Origin of the sequence: Pseudomonas lini (assembly GCF_001042905.1) — a bacterium.
GTDB classification, from domain to species: domain Bacteria; phylum Pseudomonadota; class Gammaproteobacteria; order Pseudomonadales; family Pseudomonadaceae; genus Aquipseudomonas; species Aquipseudomonas lini.
The window spans coordinates 612,905-633,856 of sequence record NZ_JYLB01000005.1 but is presented as its reverse complement, the minus strand read 5'-3'; the positions used below and the strand labels follow the sequence as shown (position 1 = coordinate 633,856).

Annotated in this window: 18 protein-coding genes and 1 rRNA gene; 12 read left to right on the top strand and 7 right to left on the bottom strand. The window is 59.2% G+C overall.

What is annotated here, in order from left to right; all coding sequences use genetic code 11:
- From TU81_RS18175 to TU81_RS18165, 3 genes are all read right to left on the bottom strand, one after another.
- A 16S ribosomal RNA gene (locus TU81_RS18175) occupies positions 1-213 on the bottom strand; the annotation flags it as partial.
- 636 nt (positions 214-849) lie between these two features.
- Positions 850-2,343, bottom strand: coding sequence for a CoA-acylating methylmalonate-semialdehyde dehydrogenase (locus TU81_RS18170; protein WP_048396214.1), 1,494 nt, complete (start codon positions 2,341-2,343; stop codon positions 850-852).
- 78 nt (positions 2,344-2,421) lie between these two features.
- Entirely contained in the window at positions 2,422-3,771 is a 1,350-nt protein-coding gene (locus TU81_RS18165; RefSeq protein WP_030128382.1) for an aspartate aminotransferase family protein, read from the bottom strand.
- Between the two features lie 139 nt (positions 3,772-3,910).
- Here TU81_RS18165 and TU81_RS18160 point away from each other — a divergent pair, with 139 nt between their 5' ends.
- From TU81_RS18160 to TU81_RS18135, 6 genes are all read left to right on the top strand, one after another.
- Positions 3,911-4,831, top strand: a complete 921-nt coding sequence (locus TU81_RS18160) for a LysR family transcriptional regulator (protein ID WP_008006295.1) — start codon at positions 3,911-3,913, stop codon at positions 4,829-4,831.
- 120 nt (positions 4,832-4,951) lie between these two features.
- Positions 4,952-5,602, top strand: coding sequence for a TetR/AcrR family transcriptional regulator (locus tag TU81_RS18155; RefSeq protein ID WP_048396213.1), 651 nt, complete (start codon positions 4,952-4,954; stop codon positions 5,600-5,602).
- 7 nt (positions 5,603-5,609) lie between these two features.
- Positions 5,610-6,191 (top strand): IMPACT family protein, encoded by a 582-nt coding sequence (locus TU81_RS18150; protein WP_048396212.1) that lies wholly within the window; start codon positions 5,610-5,612, stop codon positions 6,189-6,191.
- 622 nt (positions 6,192-6,813) lie between these two features.
- A complete protein-coding gene (locus tag TU81_RS18145) occupies positions 6,814-8,379 on the top strand; it encodes an ABC transporter ATP-binding protein (RefSeq protein ID WP_038978832.1) in 1,566 nt (521 codons plus the stop codon).
- An 11-nt stretch (positions 8,380-8,390) separates the two neighbouring features.
- Positions 8,391-9,497 carry an ABC transporter permease gene (locus tag TU81_RS18140; RefSeq protein ID WP_048396211.1) on the top strand — a complete coding sequence of 369 codons (1,107 nt, stop codon included), beginning with the start codon at positions 8,391-8,393 and terminating at the stop codon, positions 9,495-9,497.
- Positions 9,497-10,423: an ABC transporter permease gene (locus tag TU81_RS18135; RefSeq protein ID WP_048396210.1), complete on the top strand. Its 927-nt coding sequence runs from the start codon at positions 9,497-9,499 to the stop codon at positions 10,421-10,423. The genes TU81_RS18140 and TU81_RS18135 overlap by 1 nt, the downstream gene beginning before the upstream one ends.
- Before the next feature lie 82 nt (positions 10,424-10,505).
- On the opposite strand, the gene TU81_RS18130 is transcribed toward TU81_RS18135, so the two are convergent.
- On the bottom strand, positions 10,506-10,928 hold the full coding sequence (locus tag TU81_RS18130) for a hypothetical protein (RefSeq protein ID WP_048396209.1): 423 nt from the start codon (positions 10,926-10,928) through the stop codon (positions 10,506-10,508).
- Positions 10,929-11,010: 82 nt separating this feature from the next.
- Here TU81_RS18130 and TU81_RS18125 point away from each other — a divergent pair, with 82 nt between their 5' ends.
- The 6 genes from TU81_RS18125 (at position 11,011) to TU81_RS18100 (ending at position 17,296) form a co-directional block, all read left to right on the top strand.
- Entirely contained in the window at positions 11,011-11,376 is a 366-nt protein-coding gene (locus TU81_RS18125) for a MerR family transcriptional regulator (protein WP_048396208.1), read from the top strand.
- Positions 11,377-11,401: 25 nt separating this feature from the next.
- Positions 11,402-12,088, top strand: a complete 687-nt coding sequence (locus TU81_RS18120; protein WP_048396207.1) for an SDR family oxidoreductase — start codon at positions 11,402-11,404, stop codon at positions 12,086-12,088.
- A 251-nt stretch (positions 12,089-12,339) separates the two neighbouring features.
- Positions 12,340-13,698, top strand: a complete 1,359-nt coding sequence (locus TU81_RS18115; protein WP_048396206.1) for an 8-oxoguanine deaminase — start codon at positions 12,340-12,342, stop codon at positions 13,696-13,698.
- A 337-nt stretch (positions 13,699-14,035) separates the two neighbouring features.
- The gene (locus TU81_RS18110) at positions 14,036-15,118 is read left to right on the top strand and encodes a BMP family ABC transporter substrate-binding protein (protein WP_048396205.1); all 1,083 of its coding nucleotides are present in this window, start codon (positions 14,036-14,038) and stop codon (positions 15,116-15,118) included.
- Positions 15,119-15,292: 174 nt separating this feature from the next.
- Entirely contained in the window at positions 15,293-16,258 is a 966-nt protein-coding gene (locus tag TU81_RS18105; RefSeq protein WP_048396204.1) for a 2-oxoglutarate and iron-dependent oxygenase domain-containing protein, read from the top strand.
- Between the two features lie 81 nt (positions 16,259-16,339).
- On the top strand, positions 16,340-17,296 hold the full coding sequence (locus TU81_RS18100; RefSeq protein ID WP_048396203.1) for an adenosine deaminase: 957 nt from the start codon (positions 16,340-16,342) through the stop codon (positions 17,294-17,296).
- Between the two features lie 106 nt (positions 17,297-17,402).
- Here TU81_RS18100 and TU81_RS18095 read toward each other — a convergent pair whose 3' ends face one another.
- From TU81_RS18095 to TU81_RS18085, 3 genes are all read right to left on the bottom strand, one after another.
- Positions 17,403-18,785 (bottom strand): MFS transporter, encoded by a 1,383-nt coding sequence (locus tag TU81_RS18095; protein ID WP_038978823.1) that lies wholly within the window; start codon positions 18,783-18,785, stop codon positions 17,403-17,405.
- Positions 18,786-18,918: 133 nt separating this feature from the next.
- Positions 18,919-19,653 carry an ArsR/SmtB family transcription factor gene (locus TU81_RS18090; RefSeq protein WP_048396202.1) on the bottom strand — a complete coding sequence of 245 codons (735 nt, stop codon included), beginning with the start codon at positions 19,651-19,653 and terminating at the stop codon, positions 18,919-18,921.
- 315 nt (positions 19,654-19,968) lie between these two features.
- Positions 19,969-20,898 (bottom strand): LysR family transcriptional regulator, encoded by a 930-nt coding sequence (locus tag TU81_RS18085; RefSeq protein ID WP_038978821.1) that lies wholly within the window; start codon positions 20,896-20,898, stop codon positions 19,969-19,971.
- Positions 20,899-20,952: the final 54 nt, after the last annotated feature.

Sequence of the window (20,952 nt, the reverse complement as noted above, 5' to 3'; positions counted from 1 at the left end):
GCAAGGCCCGAAGGTCCCCTGCTTTCTCCCGTAGGACGTATGCGGTATTAGCGTCCGTTTCCGAGCGTTATCCCCCACTACCAGGCAGATTCCTAGGCATTACTCACCCGTCCGCCGCTCTCAAGAGGTGCAAGCACCTCTCTACCGCTCGACTTGCATGTGTTAGGCCTGCCGCCAGCGTTCAATCTGAGCCATGATCAAACTCTTCAGTTCAAACATCTTTGGGTTTTTAAGAAACCCTAAACTTGGCTCAGCAATCGTTGGTTACATCTTTGATTTCTCGCGGAGTAACTTGTGATGCTGATAATCTTGTTGACTATCAGTCTGACTCCACAAGCACCCACACGAATTGCTTGATTCAGTTGTTAAAGAGCGGTTGGTTAAGATCTTTCGTCTCAACCGAGGCGCGCATTCTACAGCAGCCTCTGTTGCTGTCAAGCGGTTATTTTCAGAAGTTTTCAAAGTTTCGCTTGGAAATCTTTAACAACTTCAACCACTTGCGCTTCCGATCTCTCGTTAGCGGGAGGCGAATTCTACAGCGTTACACGCTGCTGTCAACACCTCTTTTTCTCCGCTTTCGACCGAGATGATCGAACCGTCAATAAGGCGAAAACACACTGCCTTACCAACTCCTTCTGGCTTCGATGAACTGAAGCGTAACCGCTGCCGAAAACTGCGTAACTCTTTGTTTACCAAGGAGTTTTCCGTTTCGACTGCGCCGGAAGTGGGGCGAATTATAGACTTCCAGAATCTGCCGTCAACACCAATTTTCACATTTCTGTCATATAGGCCAAAAAAGCCCGAAAACACGAAGGCCGACCTCAAGAGGTCGGCCTTCTGCCCTTCTACTTACAAGCTAGGGAATGCGAACTGCGAAGCCTCATGACTCGCTCGTTGCGGCCAGCGCTGGGTAATAGCCTTGCGACGAGTGTAGAAACGCACGCCATCCGGACCATACGCATGCAGATCGCCGAACAGCGAACGCTTCCAGCCGCCAAAGCTGTGATAAGCCACTGGCACTGGCAATGGCACGTTGACGCCGACCATCCCCACTTCAATCTCATCGCAGAACAACCGCGCCGCTTCACCATCCCGCGTGAAGATGCATGTGCCGTTGCCATACTCGTGATCGTTGATCAGTTGCATCGCCTCTTCCAGGCTGTTGACCCGAACGACGCACAGCACCGGTCCAAAGATCTCTTCTTTATAGATGCGCATTTCTGGCGTGACGTTATCGAACAGGCAACCGCCCAGGAAGAAACCTTCTTCATGACCGGCCACGCTCAGACCACGACCATCTACCACCAACTTCGCACCTGCCGAAACGCCGTCTTCTATATAGCCACTGACTTTATCGCGAGCCTGACCGGAAACCAGCGGCCCCATATCCAGGCCGCAGGTCGTACCAGCACCAATTTTCAGCGCCTTGACCTGCGGCACCAGTTTGGCCACCAACGCATCCGCTACCTGATCACCAACACACACGGCTACCGAGATTGCCATGCAGCGCTCACCGCACGAACCGTACGCCGCGCCCATCAGTGCGCTGACTGCGTTATCCAGATCCGCATCCGGCATTAATACCGCGTGGTTCTTCGCCCCGCCCAGCGCCTGGACGCGTTTGCCGCGCTTGGTGCCTTCGGCGTAAATGTATTCGGCAATTGGCGTCGAACCGACAAAGCTCAACGCTTTGACTTCCGGCGCTTCGATCAAGGCATCCACCGCAGCCTTGTCGCCATGCACCACACTCAGCACGCCTTTCGGCAGGCCGGCTTCCAACAGCAGCTGAGCAATCAGCAGCGTCGAGCTTGGATCACGCTCGGACGGTTTCAGAATAAAGCAGTTGCCACAGACGATCGCCAGCGGATACATCCACAGCGGCACCATGGCCGGGAAGTTGAACGGGGTAATACCGGCCACCACGCCCAATGGCTGGAAATCCGACCAGGCATCGATGTTCGGCCCGACGTTACGGCTGTACTCGCCCTTGAGAATTTCCGGTGCAGCACAGGCGAACTCGACGTTCTCGATCCCGCGCTTCAATTCACCGGCCGCATCTTCCAGGGTCTTGCCGTGTTCTTCGCTGATCAGTTGTGCAATGCGGGCTTCGTTCTGTTCCAGCAGTTGTTTGAAGCGGAACATCACCTGAGCACGCTTGGCCGGCGGAGTGTTACGCCAGGCCGGGAACGCAGCTTTGGCCGAGTCGATGGCTTTTTGAATGGTTTCACGGCTGGCCAGTGGCAGCTTGTGGATCGCCTGACCGGTGGACGGGTTGAACACGTCGGCCGTACGACCGTCTTCGGTCACCAGTTCGCCATTGATCAAATGCGGGATAAGGCTCATGCGGGGCTCCTGAAAAGTTGTCCACGGACGCCCTTCAAAGGGCGCCTTTCTTTCTATTAGAGGGAATAGAGGAAAAAATCAGTCGATTTTGTTCAGCACTTCGCCGACCGCGTCGAACAGACGATCAAGGTCTTGCGGCTTGCTGTTGAAGGTTGGGCCGAACTGCAGGGTGTCGCCACCGAAGCGCACGTAGAACCCGGCTTTCCACAGAGCCATGCCGGCTTCGAACGGACGCACGATGGCATCGCCGTCGCGAGGCGCAATCTGGATGGCACCGGCCAACCCGTAGTTACGAATGTCGATGACGTTTTTCGAGCCCTTCAAACCATGCAACGCATTTTCGAAGTGCGGCGCCACTTCCGCCACGCTTTGCACCAGGTTTTCCTTTTGCAGCAGGTCCAGTGCCGCAAGGCCGGCAGCACAAGCCACCGGGTGGGCGGAATAGGTGTAGCCGTGCGGGAATTCCACCGCGTACTCAGGCGTCGCCTGGTTCATGAAGGTTTGGTAGATCTCGGAGCTGGCAATCACCGCGCCCATCGGGATCGCGCCGTTGGTGACTTGCTTGGCAATGCACATCAGGTCAGGAGTCACGCCGAAGCTGTCGGCGCCGAACATCGAACCGGTACGGCCGAACCCGGTGATCACTTCGTCGAACACCAGCAGGATATTGTGCTGATCGCAGATCTCGCGCAGACGCTTGAGATAACCCTGCGGCGGAACCAGAACGCCAGCGGAACCAGCCATTGGCTCGACGAATACCGCAGCAATGTTCGATGCATCGTGCAGTTCGATCAGCTTGAGCAGTTCATCGGCCAGGGCGATACCACCTTGCTCCGGCATGCCACGGGAAAACGCATTGCTCGCCAGCAAAGTGTGCGGCAAGTGATCGACGTCCATCATCGCCTGGCCGAACAGTTTGCGGTTGCCGTTCACGCCGCCCAGGCTAGTGCCGGCGATGTTCACGCCGTGATAACCACGGGCACGGCCGATCATTTTGGTTTTGGTGGCCTGGCCTTTCAGGCGCCAGTAAGCACGCACCATTTTCACCGCTGTGTCTGCACACTCGGAACCCGAGTCGGTGAAGAACACGTGATTCAGATTGCCCGGCGTCAGGTCGGTGATTTTCTCGGCCAACTGGAACGACAGCGGATGACCGTACTGGAAGCCCGGCGAGTAATCGAGGGTGCCCAATTGCTTGGCCACCGCTTCCTGGATTTCCTTGCGGGTGTGTCCGGCGCCGCAGGTCCACAGACCCGAGAGCGAATCGTAGACCTTGCGGCCCTTGTCGTCTGTCAGCCAACTGCCCTCGGCAGCCACGATCAGTCGCGGGTCGCGCTGGAAATTGCGGTTCGCGGTGTAGGGCATCCAGTGAGCATCGAGCTTGAGCTGGCTGGCCAGGGAAGTCGGGGCGTTTTCAGGCACGTTCATGGGCAAAACCTCGCAGGGCAATAAGCGGCGTGGAGATGAAAAGCTTTCTTGCAGCTAAATTGCCACGGAGATAAAGTCGGTGAAATCCAACTTTTCTAACCTTCAGTCAGCCCGCTACTAAACTTTGAGTAACCAAAGCATGAGCAGCCGTCGTCCCGATCCGCTGGCGCAAGTCAGTGACTTTGATATCCGGCTGTTGCGGATTTTTCGCAGCGTCGTGGAATGCGGCGGCTTCTCCGCGGCAGAATCGGTGCTGGGGATCGGTCGCTCGGCGATCAGCCAGCAGATGAGCGATCTGGAGCAACGCCTCGGCCTGCGTTTGTGCCAACGCGGTCGCGCCGGTTTTTCCCTGACCGAAGAAGGCCGCGAGGTTTACCAATCAGCGCTGCAGCTATTAAGTGCGCTGGAAAGTTTCCGCACCGAGGTCAACGGCCTCCACCAACATTTGCGCGGTGAGTTGACCATTGGCCTGACCGACAACCTGGTCACCCTGCCCCACATGCGCATTACTCACGCCCTGGCGCAGTTGAAGGAGCGTGGTCCGGACGTGCAGATCCAGATCCGCATGATCGCGCCCAATGAAGTTGAACAAGGCGTGCTCGACGGTCGCTTGCATGTCGGCGTGGTGCCGCAAGCCAGTGCGCTATCGGGCCTGGAATATCAGCCGCTCTACAGCGAACGCTCGCTGCTGTATTGCGCGGTCGGCCATCCGCTGTTTTATGTCGACGACAAACAACTGGACGATGAACGCCTCAATAGCCAGGACGCCATCGCCCCGACCTTCCGCTTGCCCGCCGAGATCCAGGCCCACTATCAAGCGCTCAACTGCACCGCCAGTGCGTCGGATCGCGAAGGCATGGCATTTCTGATTCTGACCGGGCGCTACATCGGATACCTGCCGGATCATTACGCCAGCCTCTGGGTGCAGCAGGGCCGATTGCGTGCACTGAAACCCAAGGCGCGTTTTTATGACCTGAGCCTGGCATCGGTCACCCGCAAGGGCCGTCGTCCCCACTTGGTGCTGGAGAGTTTTCTGGAGAGCCTGGCGGCGACACGTTGAACAAGAAAATCCCTGTGGAATTGCAGTGGCCAAGGTTTTATCGCAACAGGACTTGTCTGCGGCCTGTGGGTGCGCTATCAACGCATCTGGTTGCACCCATTTACCTGTTCGGAAGTGCCTATGACCTTTGAAGTCCCAGCCCACGGCGGCAAACCCGCCAGCCGCATTCGTCAGAAGAACGAAGAGACCATCATCAAAGCCGCCGAAGACGAGTTCGCCCGTCACGGATTCAAAGGCACCAGCATGAACACCATCGCGCAGAATGCCGGGTTGCCCAAAGCGAATCTGCATTACTACTTCACCAACAAACTCGGTTTGTACGTGGCGGTGCTGAGTAACATCCTTGAATTGTGGGACAGCACCTTCAATACCCTGACCGTCGAGGACGATCCGGCAGAAGCATTGACCCGATACATCCGCGCAAAAATGGAATTCTCCCGGCGCCAGCCACAAGCCTCGCGGGTCTTCGCCATGGAGGTCATCAGCGGCGGTGAATGCCTGAGCGCGCATTTCAACCAGGACTATCGCATCTGGTTTCAGGGCCGGGCCGCGGTGTTTCAGGCGTGGATCGACGCGGGCAAAATGGACCCGATCGACCCGGTGCACCTGATCTTCCTGCTGTGGGGCAGCACCCAGCATTACGCCGATTTTGCCACGCAGATATGCCGTGTCACCGGGCGCACCAAGTTGACCAAGCAAGACATGGAAGACGCCGGCAACAATCTGATCCGCATCATTCTCAAAGGCTGCGGCCTGACGCCTGCTATCTAAGACACTTATGCCTTTTACCCTCAGCGGCTTTTGCGAATACCGCGAAGAGATTCGCAAAAGCCGCTTCATCGCCCTCGCCGGACCAATCACTAGCGCAGCTGATGCCCAAGCGTTCATCGAGCAGCACAGTGATTTGAACGCCTCGCACAATTGCTGGGCCTGGAAACTCGGCGATCAATACCGCAGCAATGACGATGGCGAACCCGGCGGCACCGCTGGCCGGCCGATTCTGGCAGCGATCGAAGCGCAGGATTGCGATCAGGTCGCGGTGCTGGTGATCCGCTGGTATGGCGGCATTCAACTGGGCACCGGCGGCCTCGCCCGGGCCTATGGCGGCGGTGCCAACAAATGCCTGCAAGTGGCGCCGAAGATCGAGCTGATCAGCCGGGTGCCGGTCAGTTGTGCCTGTGCGTTTGGCGAGTTGGCGCTGGTGAAGCTTCGGTTAGCGGAACTGGGCGGTTTGGTCGTAGAAGAAACCTTCACGGCCAATGGCGTGGAACTGCAATTGGCGATCGGCGAGGGGCAAATAGAGACCTTGCAGATGCAGCTGGCGGATTTGAGTCGCGGGCGCATTTTGTTGCAGCGATAAAAGAAAGATCAAAAGATCGAAGCCTTCGACAGCTCCTACTCCGACCGTGTACTTGCGTAAGGAATGCAATCCTGTGAGAGCCGCCGAAGGCTGCGATCTTTTGGGGCGCCCCGATTCGCCCTGCATTCGATACTTGCCCACATCTGCTGTGCACCCGGCTGTGGATAACCTGAGCACATTCCGCTGTAACCCTTCTGTCATGCGGCTTTGCGGGCTTTGCTCATTTTTCATCCAAATCCCCAGCAACAACATTTATTCCACGTAAAAACAAACAGTTAGAGCGGTTTATCGCCATTAGAAGAAAGCCCCCCAGTGCTTATGCCCCTCCAGTCGGCTTGCGCACAAATACTGTGGAACAACCTGTGGATAACCCGTTCATGGCTGGCGCAGCCCCATGTCCGACATAGCTTGCAGGGTATTGCTCGTTTTTTGATCAATTCACCGCGCGCAAAACCGGAGCCTGATCAAAGAACGTGCCCTCAAGTGGTGCCTGATTCGGAATTGGAATATGACGAGGCACTGTCCACAACCCCTATGCCAGCAAGGCTTTGCCGATTTCCTGACTCAATGGCCAGGAAATTGCTTTATCCCCAGGCATAACCTCTGTCGACCTGAGCCAGTCATGTCCAACCCCGTGCCGATCCCCGATCAAATACCCCGCCTGCAATTGCGCAGAATCAGCAAACGTTATCCCGGTTGCCTGGCCAACGACGCCATCGACTTGAGCATTGCGCCCGGTGAAATCCACGCCCTGCTCGGCGAAAACGGTGCGGGCAAAAGTACCCTGATGAAGATCATCTACGGCGTCACTCACGCCGACTCAGGGGAAATGATCTGGCAGGGCCAGCGCGTAACCATGCGCAACCCGGCCCAGGCTCGCGGCCTCGGGATTGGCATGGTGTTCCAGCATTTCTCGCTGTTCGAAACCCTGAGCGTGGCGCAGAACATCGCGCTGGCAATGGGCGCTGCGGCAGGAGCACCGAAGCAGCTTGAGCCGAAGATTCGCGAAGTGTCACAACGCTACGGCATGGCGCTGGAACCGGAGCGACTTGTCCACAGCCTGTCCATCGGCGAGCGTCAGCGGGTGGAAATCATTCGCTGCCTGATGCAAGACATCCGCCTGTTGATTCTCGATGAACCGACGTCGGTACTGACTCCGCAAGAGGCCGACGAATTGTTCGTCACTTTGCGCCGACTGGCCGCCGAGGGCTGCAGCATTCTGTTTATCAGCCACAAGCTCGGCGAAGTACGCGCGTTGTGCCACAGCGCCACGGTGTTACGCGGCGGTCGGGTAGCCGGGCATTGCGTGCCGGCGGAGTGCTCGGATCGGCAACTGGCGCAATTGATGGTCGGTGAAGCCGCCGAGCTGATCACCGACTATCCAAAGGTCACTGGCGCTGATGCGTTTTTGAACGTGACGGGATTGTCCTGGCACAACCCAGACCCGTTCGGCTGCTCTCTGAAGAATATTGATTTCGACGTGCGCAGCGGCGAAATCGTGGGAGTCGCCGGAGTGGCCGGCAACGGTCAGGATGAGTTGCTGGCCTTGCTCAGTGGCGAAGAACGGTTACCCCGCGATGACAGCGCAACGATCAGTTTCGGCGGGCAACCGGTGGCCCATTTGCGGCCGGATGCTCGACGCAAACTTGGCCTGGCATTCGTCCCCGCCGAGCGTCTGGGCCATGGCGCGGTGCCGGAGCTGAGCCTGGCAGATAACGCCCTGCTCACCGCGTTTCAACAGGGGCTGGTCAGCAACGGGCTGATCCAGCGCAGCAAGGTCGAAGCGCTGGCCGAAGACATCATTCGCCGCTTCGGGGTCAAGACACCCGATGCCCAGGCGCCTGCTCGCAGTCTGTCCGGCGGCAACTTGCAAAAGTTCATCCTCGGTCGGGAGATCCTTCAGCAGCCTAAATTACTGGTGGCCGCGCACCCGACCTGGGGGGTGGACGTCGGTGCGGCCGCGACCATTCACCGGGCGTTGATTGCCTTGCGCGATGCTGGCGCGGCGATCTTGGTGATCTCCGAAGACCTCGACGAACTGTTCCAGATCAGCGACCGCCTCGGCGCCCTGTGCGGCGGTCGGCTGTCGCCATTGCAGGCCACCGTCGACACCCATCTGAGCGACGTCGGCGGCTGGATGGCCGGCCAGTTCGACGCGCCTCAATCACCTGCCCCCGTAGCGCTTTAACGGAGTTTCACATGCTGCTTTCTCTCGAACCGCGTGGCCAGCAATCACGCCTGATGTTGTGGTGCTCGCCCTTGCTGGCGGCCGTGTTGACGCTGGGCTGCGGCTCATTGCTATTTATCGCGCTGGGCCACGATCCAGTGCTGACCTTGCACACGTTGCTGATTGCACCGATCAGCGACCTGTACGGCGTCTCCGAACTGCTGGTCAAAGCGCTGCCGATTCTGCTCTGCGCATTGGGCTTGGCGGTGGCGTATCAAGCGCGGATCTGGAACATCGGCGCCGAAGGTCAGTTGCTGCTCGGCGCCCTCGCCGGCAGTGCGTTGGCGGTGAACATCGTTGGCTTGCAAAGTCGCTGGGCGCTGGTGCTAATCCTGGTGGTCGGCACCTTGGCCGGCGCCGCGTGGGCCGGGTTGACAGCATGGTTGCGCACACGCTTCAACGCCAATGAAATCCTCACCAGCATCATGCTCAATTACATCGCCCTGAACTTGCTGCTGTTCTGCGTCCACGGGCCGCTGAAGGACCCGGCCGGGTTCAACTTTCCAGAGTCGGCAATGTTCGGCGATGCCAGTCGACTGCCGCTGTTGATGGAGGACGGTCGGGTTCACGCCGGGGTCTATTTCGCCCTGCTCGCGCTGGTGGCGGTGTGGGTGTTACTGCAGAAAAGCTTTGTCGGTTTCCAGATCAAAGTGCTCGGGCTGGACAAGCGCGCCGCAGGTTTCGTCGGCTTTCGCGAGAAGCGGCTGATCTGGCTGGCGCTGTTGATCAGCGGTGGTTTGGCGGGGTTGGCCGGCGTGTGCGAAGTCACCGGGCCGATCGGCCAGCTGGTGCCGCAGGTCTCGCCGGGTTACGGCTATGCGGCGATCACCGTAGCGTTTCTCGGGCGACTGAATCCCATCGGTATTCTGTTTTCCAGCCTGTTGATGGCGCTGCTGTACATCGGTGGCGAGAGCGCGCAGATGAGCATGAACCTACCGCAAGCGATCACTCAATTGTTCCAGGGGATAATGCTGTTTTTCCTGCTGGCCAGTGACGTACTGATTCTCTACCGACCGCGTTTGAACCTGCGCTGGGCGCGCCGTGCACCAACCACCGCCGTACAAGCAGGAGCCTTGTGATGGATATCGATCTGCTGAGCAATATTTTCTACGCCATGGTCCGTTGCGGTACGCCGTTGTTGCTGGTGGCGCTGGGCGAGCTGATTTGCGAGAAGAGTGGCGTCCTCAATCTGGGGCAGGAAGGCATGATGCTGTTCGGGGCGGTGATCGGTTTCATCGTCGCGCTGAACAGCGGCAACCTCTGGCTTGGCGTGTTGCTGGCGATGCTCGCCGGGATGCTGTTGTCGTCGCTGTTTGCCTTGGTAGCACTGGTGTTCAACGCCAATCAGGTGGCGACCGGGTTGGCGTTGACGATCTTCGGCGTAGGCCTGTCGACCTTTGTCGGCGCAGCGTGGGTTGGCAAACCGTTGGCAGGTTTTGAGCCAGTGGCGATTCCGTTGTTGAGTGAAATCCCGCTGATCGGGCGGATGCTGTTTGCTCAGGACTTGCTGGTGTATCTGTCGTTCGCGCTGTTCACGTTAGTGGCCTGGGTGATTCTGAAAAGTCGCGTCGGGTTGATTATTCAGGCGGTTGGCGAAAACCCGGATGCGGCCAGTGCCATGGGCTTGCCGGTGTTGCGCGTGCGTACGCTGGCGGTGCTGTTTGGCGGGGCGATGGCGGGGTTGGCCGGGGCTTATTTGTCCTTGGCCTACACGCCGATGTGGGCGGAAAACATGAGCGCCGGTCGTGGCTGGATTGCCTTGGCGCTGGTGGTGTTTGCCAGTTGGCGAGTGTGGCGATTGCTGCTCGGGGCGTATCTGTTCGGGCTCGCCAGCATCCTGCATTTGGTGGCGCAGGGGTTGGGGCTGGCGATGCCGTCGAGCCTGCTGGCGATGCTGCCGTATGTCGCGACCATTGTGGTGTTGGTGCTGCTGTCCCGGGATGCCGTGCGCACACGGTTGTATGCGCCGGTTTCGTTGGGACAGCCGTGGCAGGCCGGGCATTAGCGGAGACTTCAAGGGCCTCATCGCGGGCAAGCCCGCTCCCACAGGTTTCTGTATCGATCAAAAAATCTGTGTTCACCCAAGATCACTGTGGGAGCGGGCTTGCCCGCGATGGCGCCCTAACAGGCAACACCTGAGCAGCGCCCCACGCCAATTCAAAGACCAAGAAAACAACCAGCAATGAACTCGCGCCGTGGAGCAAGGCATACAGCTGCCAAGCCGAAAACAGAAACCTCCCCACCGCGTCATACCGCCCAAACACCTGCTGCGGATCACGAATCCGCAGCACCGCCCACACGCACACAATCGAGCCCAACAAATTCGCCATCAGCATGTGCATCGGCTCGAACGGCGGTAGCTCGCCAGGCAAATTGAAAGTCTGGCTCACGCTCAACAACACGCCATGCAACGCCGCAAAACTCCACGGTGTTACAAAAGCAGCGGTCACGATCAGGTCGTACCACGCACTGCCACGCACCACTTGACGATATTGCGTTGAAGTCCACATTGGCATTGCTCCATAAATTCAGGGAGCAACAAGGCTAAAGCCTGGAGTATGCTCCAGGGTCAAGCCATCTCGAGACATCAAGATGCGCATCGGTGAATTAGCCCAGGCCAGCGCCGTCAGTCGCGACACGTTGCGCTTTTACGAGCAACGCGGATTGATCGCCGCGCAACGCGGCGCCAATGGTTATCGCGACTATCCGGCGGAGATGGTGCAACTGGTGCTGTACATCAAGACGGCTCAGCGACTGGGCTTTACCCTCGGCGAGATCGGCAGCAGCGTCGCCGCGCTGTGGCAGGCACCCGACCCAGCCAATGCCGTGACCCAACTGCTGCAAGACAAACTGAACCTGATCGAAACCCGCATCGCCGAACTCGATGTCTTGCGTCAGGAACTGCAACATCGGCTCGGTCAACAGTGTCCTTTGAGTCAGCACCCTTTAAATCCGTGATTCTCATCCATCAAGGAAGCCATTCATGTCTACGGCAAAAACCGCACTCATCATCGGTGCCTCCCGAGGCTTGGGCCTCGGTCTGGTGAAAACCCTGCTGGCCGACGGCTGGCAAGTCACCGCCACCGTGCGCAACCCGCAGAGCGCCGAAGCCTTGCAAGCGTTGGGCAAGGTGCGGATCGAAAAACTCGACATGGACGATCAGCAAGCGGTCATCGCCCTGAGCCAACAACTCAAAGGTGAAGTGTTCGACCTGTTGTTCGTGAATGCCGGGGTCAAGGGCCCGGAGGTCCAGACGCCGGGCGGAGCGACGTTGGCCGAGGTCGGTCAATTGTTCTTCACCAACGCCGTGGCGCCGATCAATCTGGCCCAGCGTTTTGTCGGGCAGATTCGTGAAGACAGCGGCGTATTGGCGTTCATGAGTTCGGTGCTGGGCAGCGTGACCATGCCCGACGCGCCAGAGCTGGCGCTGTACAAAGCCAGCAAAGCGGCGCTGAACTCCATGACCAACAGCTTCGTCACGCAATTGGGCGAACAGAAACTCACCGTGCTGTCGCTGCATCCGGGTTGGGTGAAGACTGATATGGGCGGTGAAGGCGCGGACATTGATGTGCAAACCAGTACGCGCGGGCTGATCGATCAGGTGAATGCGTATGCCGGCAAGGGCGGGCATCATTTTGTGAACTACAGGGGTGAGACCATTCCCTGGTAACCCCACTGTTCCCTGTGGGAGCTGGCTTGCCTGCGATTGCATCACCTCGGTCTAGCTGAAAGACCGAGGTGCCTGCATCGCGGGCAAGCCCGGCTCCCACAGGGTTTGGCATCGTCTGGACGAGTGAGGCTTGCCCGCGAAGCTTTTTTGTTCGAAACTCCGCACCTCGCCCTCGCGGCGACCCTGGATCAGCAGACAGGGCAACACTGAGCTGGCAACCCTGAACCCAACTTTCAGAGGAGCCGGCCACCATGCCTGCGACCCGTACCTGGTTAAAAAATCCCCTCGCCATTTTCACGGCCAACGCGCTCGATGCCCGTGGCGGTCTGGTGCTGCAAGACGGTTTGATCGTCGAAGTGCTCGCCGCCGGTCAGCAACCCTCCGCGCCTTGTGACCACGTTTTCGATGCACGCGAACACGTGATCCTGCCGGGGCTGATCAACACCCATCACCACTTCTATCAAACCCTGACCCGTGCCTGGGCGCCGGTGGTTAATCAGCCGTTGTTCCCGTGGTTGAAAACCCTCTATCCGGTCTGGGCTCGTCTCACCCCTGAAAAACTTGCCCTCGCCACCAAAGTCGCGTTGGCCGAGTTGCTACTGTCCGGTTGCACCACCGCGGCCGATCACCATTACCTGTTTCCGGAAGGCCTGGAAAACGCGATCGACGTACAGGTCGAGAGTGTTCGCGAACTGGGCATGCGCGCCATGCTCACTCGCGGTTCCATGAGCCTTGGCGAAAAGGACGGTGGCCTGCCACCGCAGCAAACCGTCCAGGAAGGCGAAGTGATTCTCGACGACAGCCAACGTTTGATTGCCGCGTACCACGAGCGCGGCGATGGGGCGCAGATTCAAATCGCCCTGGCACCGTGCTCGCCGTTCTCGGTGACTCCGGAAATCATGTCCGCCAGCGCCGAACTGGCAAACACCCTCGACGTACGCCTGCACACACACCTTGCGGAAACCCTCGACGAAGAAGACTTCTGCCTGCAACGTTTCGGCCTGCGCACCGTGGATTATCTGGACAGCGTCGGCTGGCTCGGGCCACGTACCTGGCTGGCCCACGGCATTCATTTCAACCCCGACGAAATCGCCCGTCTCGGCGCGGCCGGCACGGGTATTTGCCATTGCCCGAGTTCGAACATGCGCCTGGCCTCCGGCATTTGCCCGACGCTGGACCTGACCGCTGCGGGTGCGCTGCTGGGTCTGGGCGTGGACGGTTCGGCGTCCAACGATGCCTCGAACATGATCCTCGAAACCCGTCAGGCGCTGTACATCCAGCGGCTGCGTTATGGCGCGGAAAAGATTACGCCGGAGTTGGTACTGGGCTGGGCGACCAAGGGCTCGGCGAGTTTGCTCGGGCGCACCGATATCGGTGAACTGGCGGTGGGCAAGCAGGCGGATCTGGCGCTGTTCAAATTGGATGAACTGCGCTTCTCCGGCAGCCATGATCCGGTGTCGGCGCTGCTGCTGTGCGGCGCGGATCGGGCGGACCGGGTGATGGTCGGCGGCAAATGGCGGGTGATCGATGGGCAGGTTGAAGGGCTGGATCTGAAAGGGTTGATTGCCGATCATAGCCAGGCGGCTCGGCGGTTGATCAGCGGCGTCTGAGTCGACATAAATCTATTGTGGGAGCGAGCCTGCTCGCGATGACGACGTGTCAGTCAACATTGATGTTGAATGTGAGTCCGCTATCGCGAGCAGGCTCGCTCCCACGGTTTTGTGTAAGGCGTCCGCACCAGTGCATGGCGTGAGTTGGACCCGTTGCACCGGGTTGGCTCTAGTAAGGAATTCAACATCAAAAGATCGCAGCCTGCGGCAGCTCCTACAGGGGTACGCGAAATCATGTAGGAGCTGCCGCAGGCTGCGATCTTTTGATTTTGTTGTCCTGTTGGTCAGCAATTTGCATTGCCCTCCTCCATCTCACAACAAAATGGAGTTCCAGTTCATGCATAAACGTCCGTTGAAGCAGCTGCTTTGCGCTGTCGCCGCAGCTATCGGTCTGAGCGCCAGCCTGACCGCCAGTGCCGCCGACCCGCTGAAAGTCGGCTTCGTCTATATCGGTCCGATCGGTGACCACGGCTGGACGTATCAGCATGAACAGGGACGCAAGGCGCTGGCTGAGAAGCTCGGCGAGCAGATCACCACCAACTACGTGGAGAACGTCGCCGAGGGCGCCGACGCCGAGCGGGTGATCCGCAACATGGCCAAGGACAAGTACGACCTGATCTTCACCACGTCTTTCGGCTACATGAACCCGACCCTGAAAGTCGCCAAGCAGTTTCCCAAGGTGACTTTCGAACACGCCACCGGCTACAAGCAGGACAAGAACCTTGGCACTTACCTGGCGCGCACTTATGAAGGTCGCTACGTCGGCGGTTTCCTTGCAGCGAAGATGACCAAGACCAAAAAAGTCGGCTACGTCGCTTCTTTCCCGATTCCGGAAGTCATCCGCGATATCAACGCCATTCAACTGGCCCTGAACAAGTACAACCCGGGCACCGAGATCAAAGTGGTGTGGGTCAATTCCTGGTTCGACCCGGGCAAGGAAGCTGACGCCGCCAATGCGCTGATCGACCAGGGCGTGGACGTGGTGTTCCAGCACACCGACAGCCCGGCACCGATCCAGGCGGCCGAACGTCGTGGCGTGTACGCCGTCGGTTATGCGTCGGACATGGCGCACTTCGGGCCGAAAGCGGTGCTGACGTCTATCGTCAACGACTGGGGGCCGCACTACATTCAGGCGACCCAAAGCGTGCTCGACCACACGTGGAAATCTCTGGATTACTGGGGCGGTCTGAAGGAAGGTACGGTTGAGCTGCCGATCAGCGACCTGGTGCCGGCTGCGGTGAAAACCGAAGCCGAACAGATCATTGCCGACATCAAGAGCGGTGCCCTGCATCCGTTCACCGGGCCGATCAAGGATCAGGCCGGCGTGGAGAAAATCCCGGCGGGCGCGACAGCAACCAATGCGGAATTGGCGTCGATGAACTTCTACGTCGAAGGCATGAAGGCCGAGATACCGAAGTAATTCCGGCCAAGTGAACACAAAACCCTGTGGGAGCGGGCTTGCTCGCGAAAGCGGTGTGTCATGCAACATTGATGTCGACTGGCATACCGCTTTCGCGAGCAAGCCCGCTCCCACACTGGATCTATGGTGCGTGCTGGATTGTGTTTCAGGTATCGCATTTATCAGGACAGCAACATGAACCAACTCCCAATCATCGACATCAGCCCGCTCTACAGCGCTGATCAAACCGCCTGGCAATCGATCGCCATGCAAATCGACCACGCCTGCCGTGAATGGGGCTTTTTCTATATCAAGGGCCACCCGATTGCCCCGTCGCGTATCGATGCCGTGCTAGACCATGCCCAACGTTTCTTCGCCCTGCCCGCCGCTGAAAAACTCAAGATCGACATCACCCAGACCCGCCACCACCGCGGCTATGGCGCCATCGCCACCGAGCAACTCGACCCGAGCAAGCCCTGCGATCTGAAAGAAACCTTCGACATGGGCCTGCACCTGCCGACCGATCATCCCGAGGTTATTGCGGAAAAACCCTTGCGCGGTCCCAACCGTCATCCGTCGATGCCCGGTTGGGAATCGCTGATGGAGCAACACTACGTCGACATGCAGGCGCTCGCTCAAACCCTGCTGCGGGCCATGACTCTGGCGCTGGACATTGAGCGTGATTTCTTCGATACCCGCTTCAAAGAGCCAGTCAGCGTACTGCGGATGATTCATTACCCGCCGCGCCACACTGCCAGCACCGAAGATCAGCAAGGTGCCGGCGCTCACACCGATTACGGCTGCATCACCCTGCTCTATCAGGATGCCGCTGGCGGTCTGCAAGTGCGCAACGTGCAGGGCGAATGGATCAATGCGCCGCCGATCGAAGGCACGTTCGTGGTCAACCTCGGCGACATGATGGCGCGCTGGAGCAACGACCGTTACCTGTCGACGCCGCATCGGGTGATCAGCCCGCTCGGGGTGGATCGGTACTCAATGCCGTTCTTTGCTGAACCGCACCCCGACACCGCCATTGAATGCCTGCCCGGTTGCCAGGACGAACGGCATCCGGCGAAGTATCCGGCCACCACCTGCGCCGAATTCCTGCTGTCGCGTTTCGCCGATACCTACGCCTATCGACGGGAACGGGAAGCCGTGTAATGAACCGGCTGGTCAGGTTTTGCTCATTGTTTCTGCGGGCATCTGTAGAATGCCCTCATTGCACCTGATGAGAATTCAAAAATGTACGACTGGCTGAACGCCCTGCCCAAGGCAGAATTGCACTTGCACCTGGAAGGTTCGCTGGAACCTGAGCTGCTGTTCGCCCTGGCCGAACGCAACAAGATCGCCCTGCCGTGGAGCGACGTTGAAACCCTGCGCAAGGCTTACGCCTTCAATAACCTGCAAGAGTTTCTCGACCTGTATTACCAGGGCGCCGATGTGTTGCGCACGTCTCAGGATTTCTACGACCTGACCTGGGCCTACCTGTTGCGCTGCAAGGCGCAGAACGTGATTCACACCGAACCGTTCTTCGACCCGCAAACCCACACCGACCGTGGCATCCCGTTCGAAGTGGTGCTCAACGGCATCGCCGCCGCACTGAAGGATGGCGAGCAGCAGCTGGGCATCACCAGCGGTTTGATCCTCAGCTTCCTGCGTCACTTGAGCGAAGACGAAGCGCAGAAAACCCTCGACCAGGCGCTGCCGTTTCGCGATGCGTTTGTCGCCGTGGGCCTGGACAGTTCGGAGATGGGCCACCCGCCGAGCAAGTTCCAGCGGGTGTTTGATCGTGCGCGCAACGAAGGCTTCCTGACCGTCGCGCACGCCGGTGAAGAAGGCCCGCCCGAGTACATCTGGGAAGCCCTCGACCTGCTGAAAATCCAGCGCATCGACCATGGCGTGCGCGCCATCGAAGACGAGCGCTTGATGCAGCGGATCATCGACGAGCAGATCCCGCTGACCGTGTGCCCGTTGTCGAACACCAAACTCTGCGTGTTCGATCACATGTCCCAACACAACATCCTCGACATGCTCGAGCGCGGTGTGAAGGTCACGGTGAACTCCGATGACCCGGCCTACTTTGGCGGGTATGTCACCGAGAACTTCCACGCGCTGTACACCGATCTGGGCATGACCCAGGATCAGGCCAAGCGCCTGGCGCAGAACAGCCTGGATGCGCGGTTGGTGAAACCCGCATAACCCATGTGGGAGCGGGCTTGCTCGCGAAAGCGGTGTGTCAGTCAACGATGATGTCGACTGGCATACCGATTTCGCGAGCAAGCCCGCTCCCACATTTAATCGGTGATTAATTGATAATCACCGGCTCACTCAACTCTTCCAACGTCTTGCCCCGGGTCTCCATCCCGAACATCCACACCACCCCCGCCGCAATCGCAAAACACATCGCCCCCAGCGCAAACACCCCGCCCTGCCCGGTCATCGGGAACACCAGCCCGGTCACCAACGGCCCGAGCAACGACCCCACGCGGCCGATAGCCGAAGCGAACCCCGAACCCGTGGCGCGTGCCGACGTTGGGTACAACTCAGGGGTGTAGGTGTAGAGCACCGCCCACATGCCGAACAGAAAGAACTGCATCAACAGCCCCGAGGTAATCAACAGACTAACGTTGCCGCCGAACACCGCACTCTGGCCATAAAGAAACGCCATGACCCCGCCGCCGAGCAATGTCACCACGCACACCGGTTTACGCCCCCAACGCTCCACCAGCCAGGCAGCCATGAGGAAACCGGGAATTCCGCCGAGGGAAATCAGCACCGTGTAATACACCGACTGGGTCACGGCGAAACCCGACTGTTGCAACAGCGCACTGAGCCAGGACGTCAGGCCATAGAAACCCAGCAAGGCAAAGAACCACACGCTCCAGATCATCATCGTGCGCTGGCGATACTGCGGCGACCAGATCTCCCGTAGCGCAGAGAAGAAAGTACCCGGTTGACTCGCCACCCGTGGCAGACGAATCGGTTCAGGCAAATCCGCACGGCCCAGTGAAGCCCGGACCCGGTCCTCGATGCCGAGCAAGACCTTATCCGCCTCGTCATGATGCCCGGCCTGCTCCAGCCAGCGCGGTGACTCGGGAATGAAAAAACGAATCGCCAGGACGAACACCGCCGGCACCGCCAACACCAGAAAGATGTCGCGCCAGCCAATCACCGGCAGCAGGAAGTACGACAGCACCCCCGCTGCGACGAAACCGAGCGGCCAAAAACCATCCATCAACGCGATGTAACGCCCACGTCGCTTAGCTGGAATCAGCTCCGACAGCATCGACTGCGCAATCGGAAATTCCATGCCCATGCCGATCCCCAGCAAGACTCGGAACAGCGTCAGCGTTTCGACGTTCTGCGCCGTGGAGCACAGGTAGCTGGCGATGCCCCACAGCACAATGCTCCACTGGAACACTGGTTTGCGCCCGAAGCGGTCGGCCAACATACCGGACAGCGATGCCCCCAGAACCATGCCGAAGAAACTCGAACTGGCCAGCAACCCGGCCTGCGCCGTGCTCAGGCCGAACTCGGTTTTGATCGAGCCGAGCAGGAAGGTCATCATCGCCAGGTCCATGGAGTCAAAGAAAAACGCCAGGGCAATGATGATGAAAATGATGCGGTGATAACCGCTGATGGGCAGCCGTTCCAATCGTTCTGCCGCGCTGAAGCTTCGTGTTTCCATGCCACATTCCCCCAATCCTGAAAGTCCCCGGATCGAGTGTGCGCGATAGCGGCTGGGGATTATTGCTGGATGCGACCTGTCCACAGCTCTGAACGACGCCTGAAACAAATCCCGGACGTCGCACCTCAATGGTCTAAAGCGCCATTTCCAGCTCGGTTTCCTTGGCGAAGCGATGGATTTCCCGTTGCCCCGCAGCGGTGATCTGCAACGCTCGCGAATCGTTGGGCAGGCTCAACCAGCCAGACTGCATGAACAACTGCAACAACGCTGCGCCCAGTGAACCGCCCATGTGCGGGCGTCTTTCGCTCCAGTCCGGGCAAGCGCAGGCGACTCTGCTGTTGCGATGGGCCAGCGCCTGGATGAATACACCGCGTGTTGCCAATTGTGTGGCGCCCTTGTGAGTGATCATGACCCGCTGATCGAGTTGCTCGATCCAGCCCGCATCCAGCAGACGCTGGTAGAGGTCGGCGGCCAGGGTGCCGCCCAGATGGTCGTCGCAGAGCCTGGCCCGCAGCAAAGACGAAGGCGCCGCCTGGGGTTTGGCGATAGGGCTGGTGCGTTTGAAAACCTCTGGAATGTCCCGAGGCGCGCTGGCCAGGGTCGCGCTGGCCAAGGCTTCTATCGCGGCGCCGACTTCGGGCGCGGCAAGCCGGAAAAACCGTTTGCGGCCACGGGTTTCGACTTTCAACAGACCTCCGGCGGACAAACGCCCTAAATGCGCACTGGCCGAAGACGGCGACAGGCCGGCCAGCAACGCCAGCTCTTCGGTTTGCCGCGCCGAGCCGTCCATCAAGGCCCACATCATTGCGCTGCGCTTTGGGTCAGCCAGCAATGTGGCGATCTGGCTGATGCAAGGTGCATGTTCCATGTATTCACTCCCTGTTGAATCGTTTCGTCTACTGCTCAGAGACATCTTGACCAGTAATGTGTCGTCGGCCAAGACGCGAAAACCGCCATAAACCGGGCAAAGCCACCCACTCACCCAGGCCATGCTTCGCGGGTACAACGAAGGTCCGGTGATGACCATCGGGTATGACCGAATCGAACCTGAACTCGCCATTGCGAGGTCGACGGTGCGTACATGAGGCGAGCGCTAGTATAAGCGGGTTAACCGCCGGTTCCTGCCCTCGGGGCTCCATTGGTGGTGATAGTTCCTGACAGAAATTTCGCTATTTGCCTGCGACTAATGATCGACATCCGATTTCGCCGGAAATTGACTGCTTATATGAGCGCATCGGCTGGCAAGCATTTCCCGCAAAAGGTTCACCGGCTTACTCAATTGTGCGCGATGCGCGCACAGCAAATTCAGCGGTGCGCGCTCGCAGAGCAGCTCCGGCATCAGCACTTTCAATCGACCGGCCAGCACATCGGCGGCGACATCGAGCCAGGACTTATACGCAATCCCCGCTCCCGCTATGGCCCATAGACGCACAACATCGGCGTCGTCACTAAATCGATCGCCACTGACCGTCAGGCTCACTTCGCGTTTGCCATCGTGGAAACTCCAGTGATCGTGGACCCGGCTGCCGAGCATGAACAACAGGCAATTGTGCTGAGCCAGTTGCTCCAGATGCCGAGGTTCGCCATGCCGGGCCAGGTAACTCGGCGCCGCACAGAGCACGCGACGGTTTTGCGGGGCGATGGGCAACGCCACCAGGCTCGAGTCTTCCGGCTCGCCATAACGCAGGGCAATGTCCACTGGTTGGCGGAACAGGTCGGCAATGCGGTCGCCCAGCAGCAACCGGACCGTGAGTTTCGGATGCTCGCGCTGAAACTCGTCGAGCCATGGCAACAGCAGGTTGCGACCGAAATCCGAAGGCGCCGACAACTGCAAAATCCCGCTGACTTGATCCTGCCCGCTGGCCAGCAAGCGGCGGCCCTCATCGAGATTGCTCAAGGCTGCCCGGGCGTATTCCAGAAAGCCCTCGCCTTCAGCGGTCAGGCGCAGACTGCGGGTAGAACGGGCGAGCAAGCGCGCGCCGAGTTGCTGTTCGATGCGCTTCAACGCCGCACTGGCCACCGCCGCCGACATATCCATCCCTCGCGCCGCCGCAGACAGACTGCCCAGGTCCGCAGCCCGAACGAACAACTGCAAGTCATCGAAACGCAACATCGCCAGCCCCGATTATCAAAAAAATATTGAAAGAGACTGCTCTTTTAGCGGGTT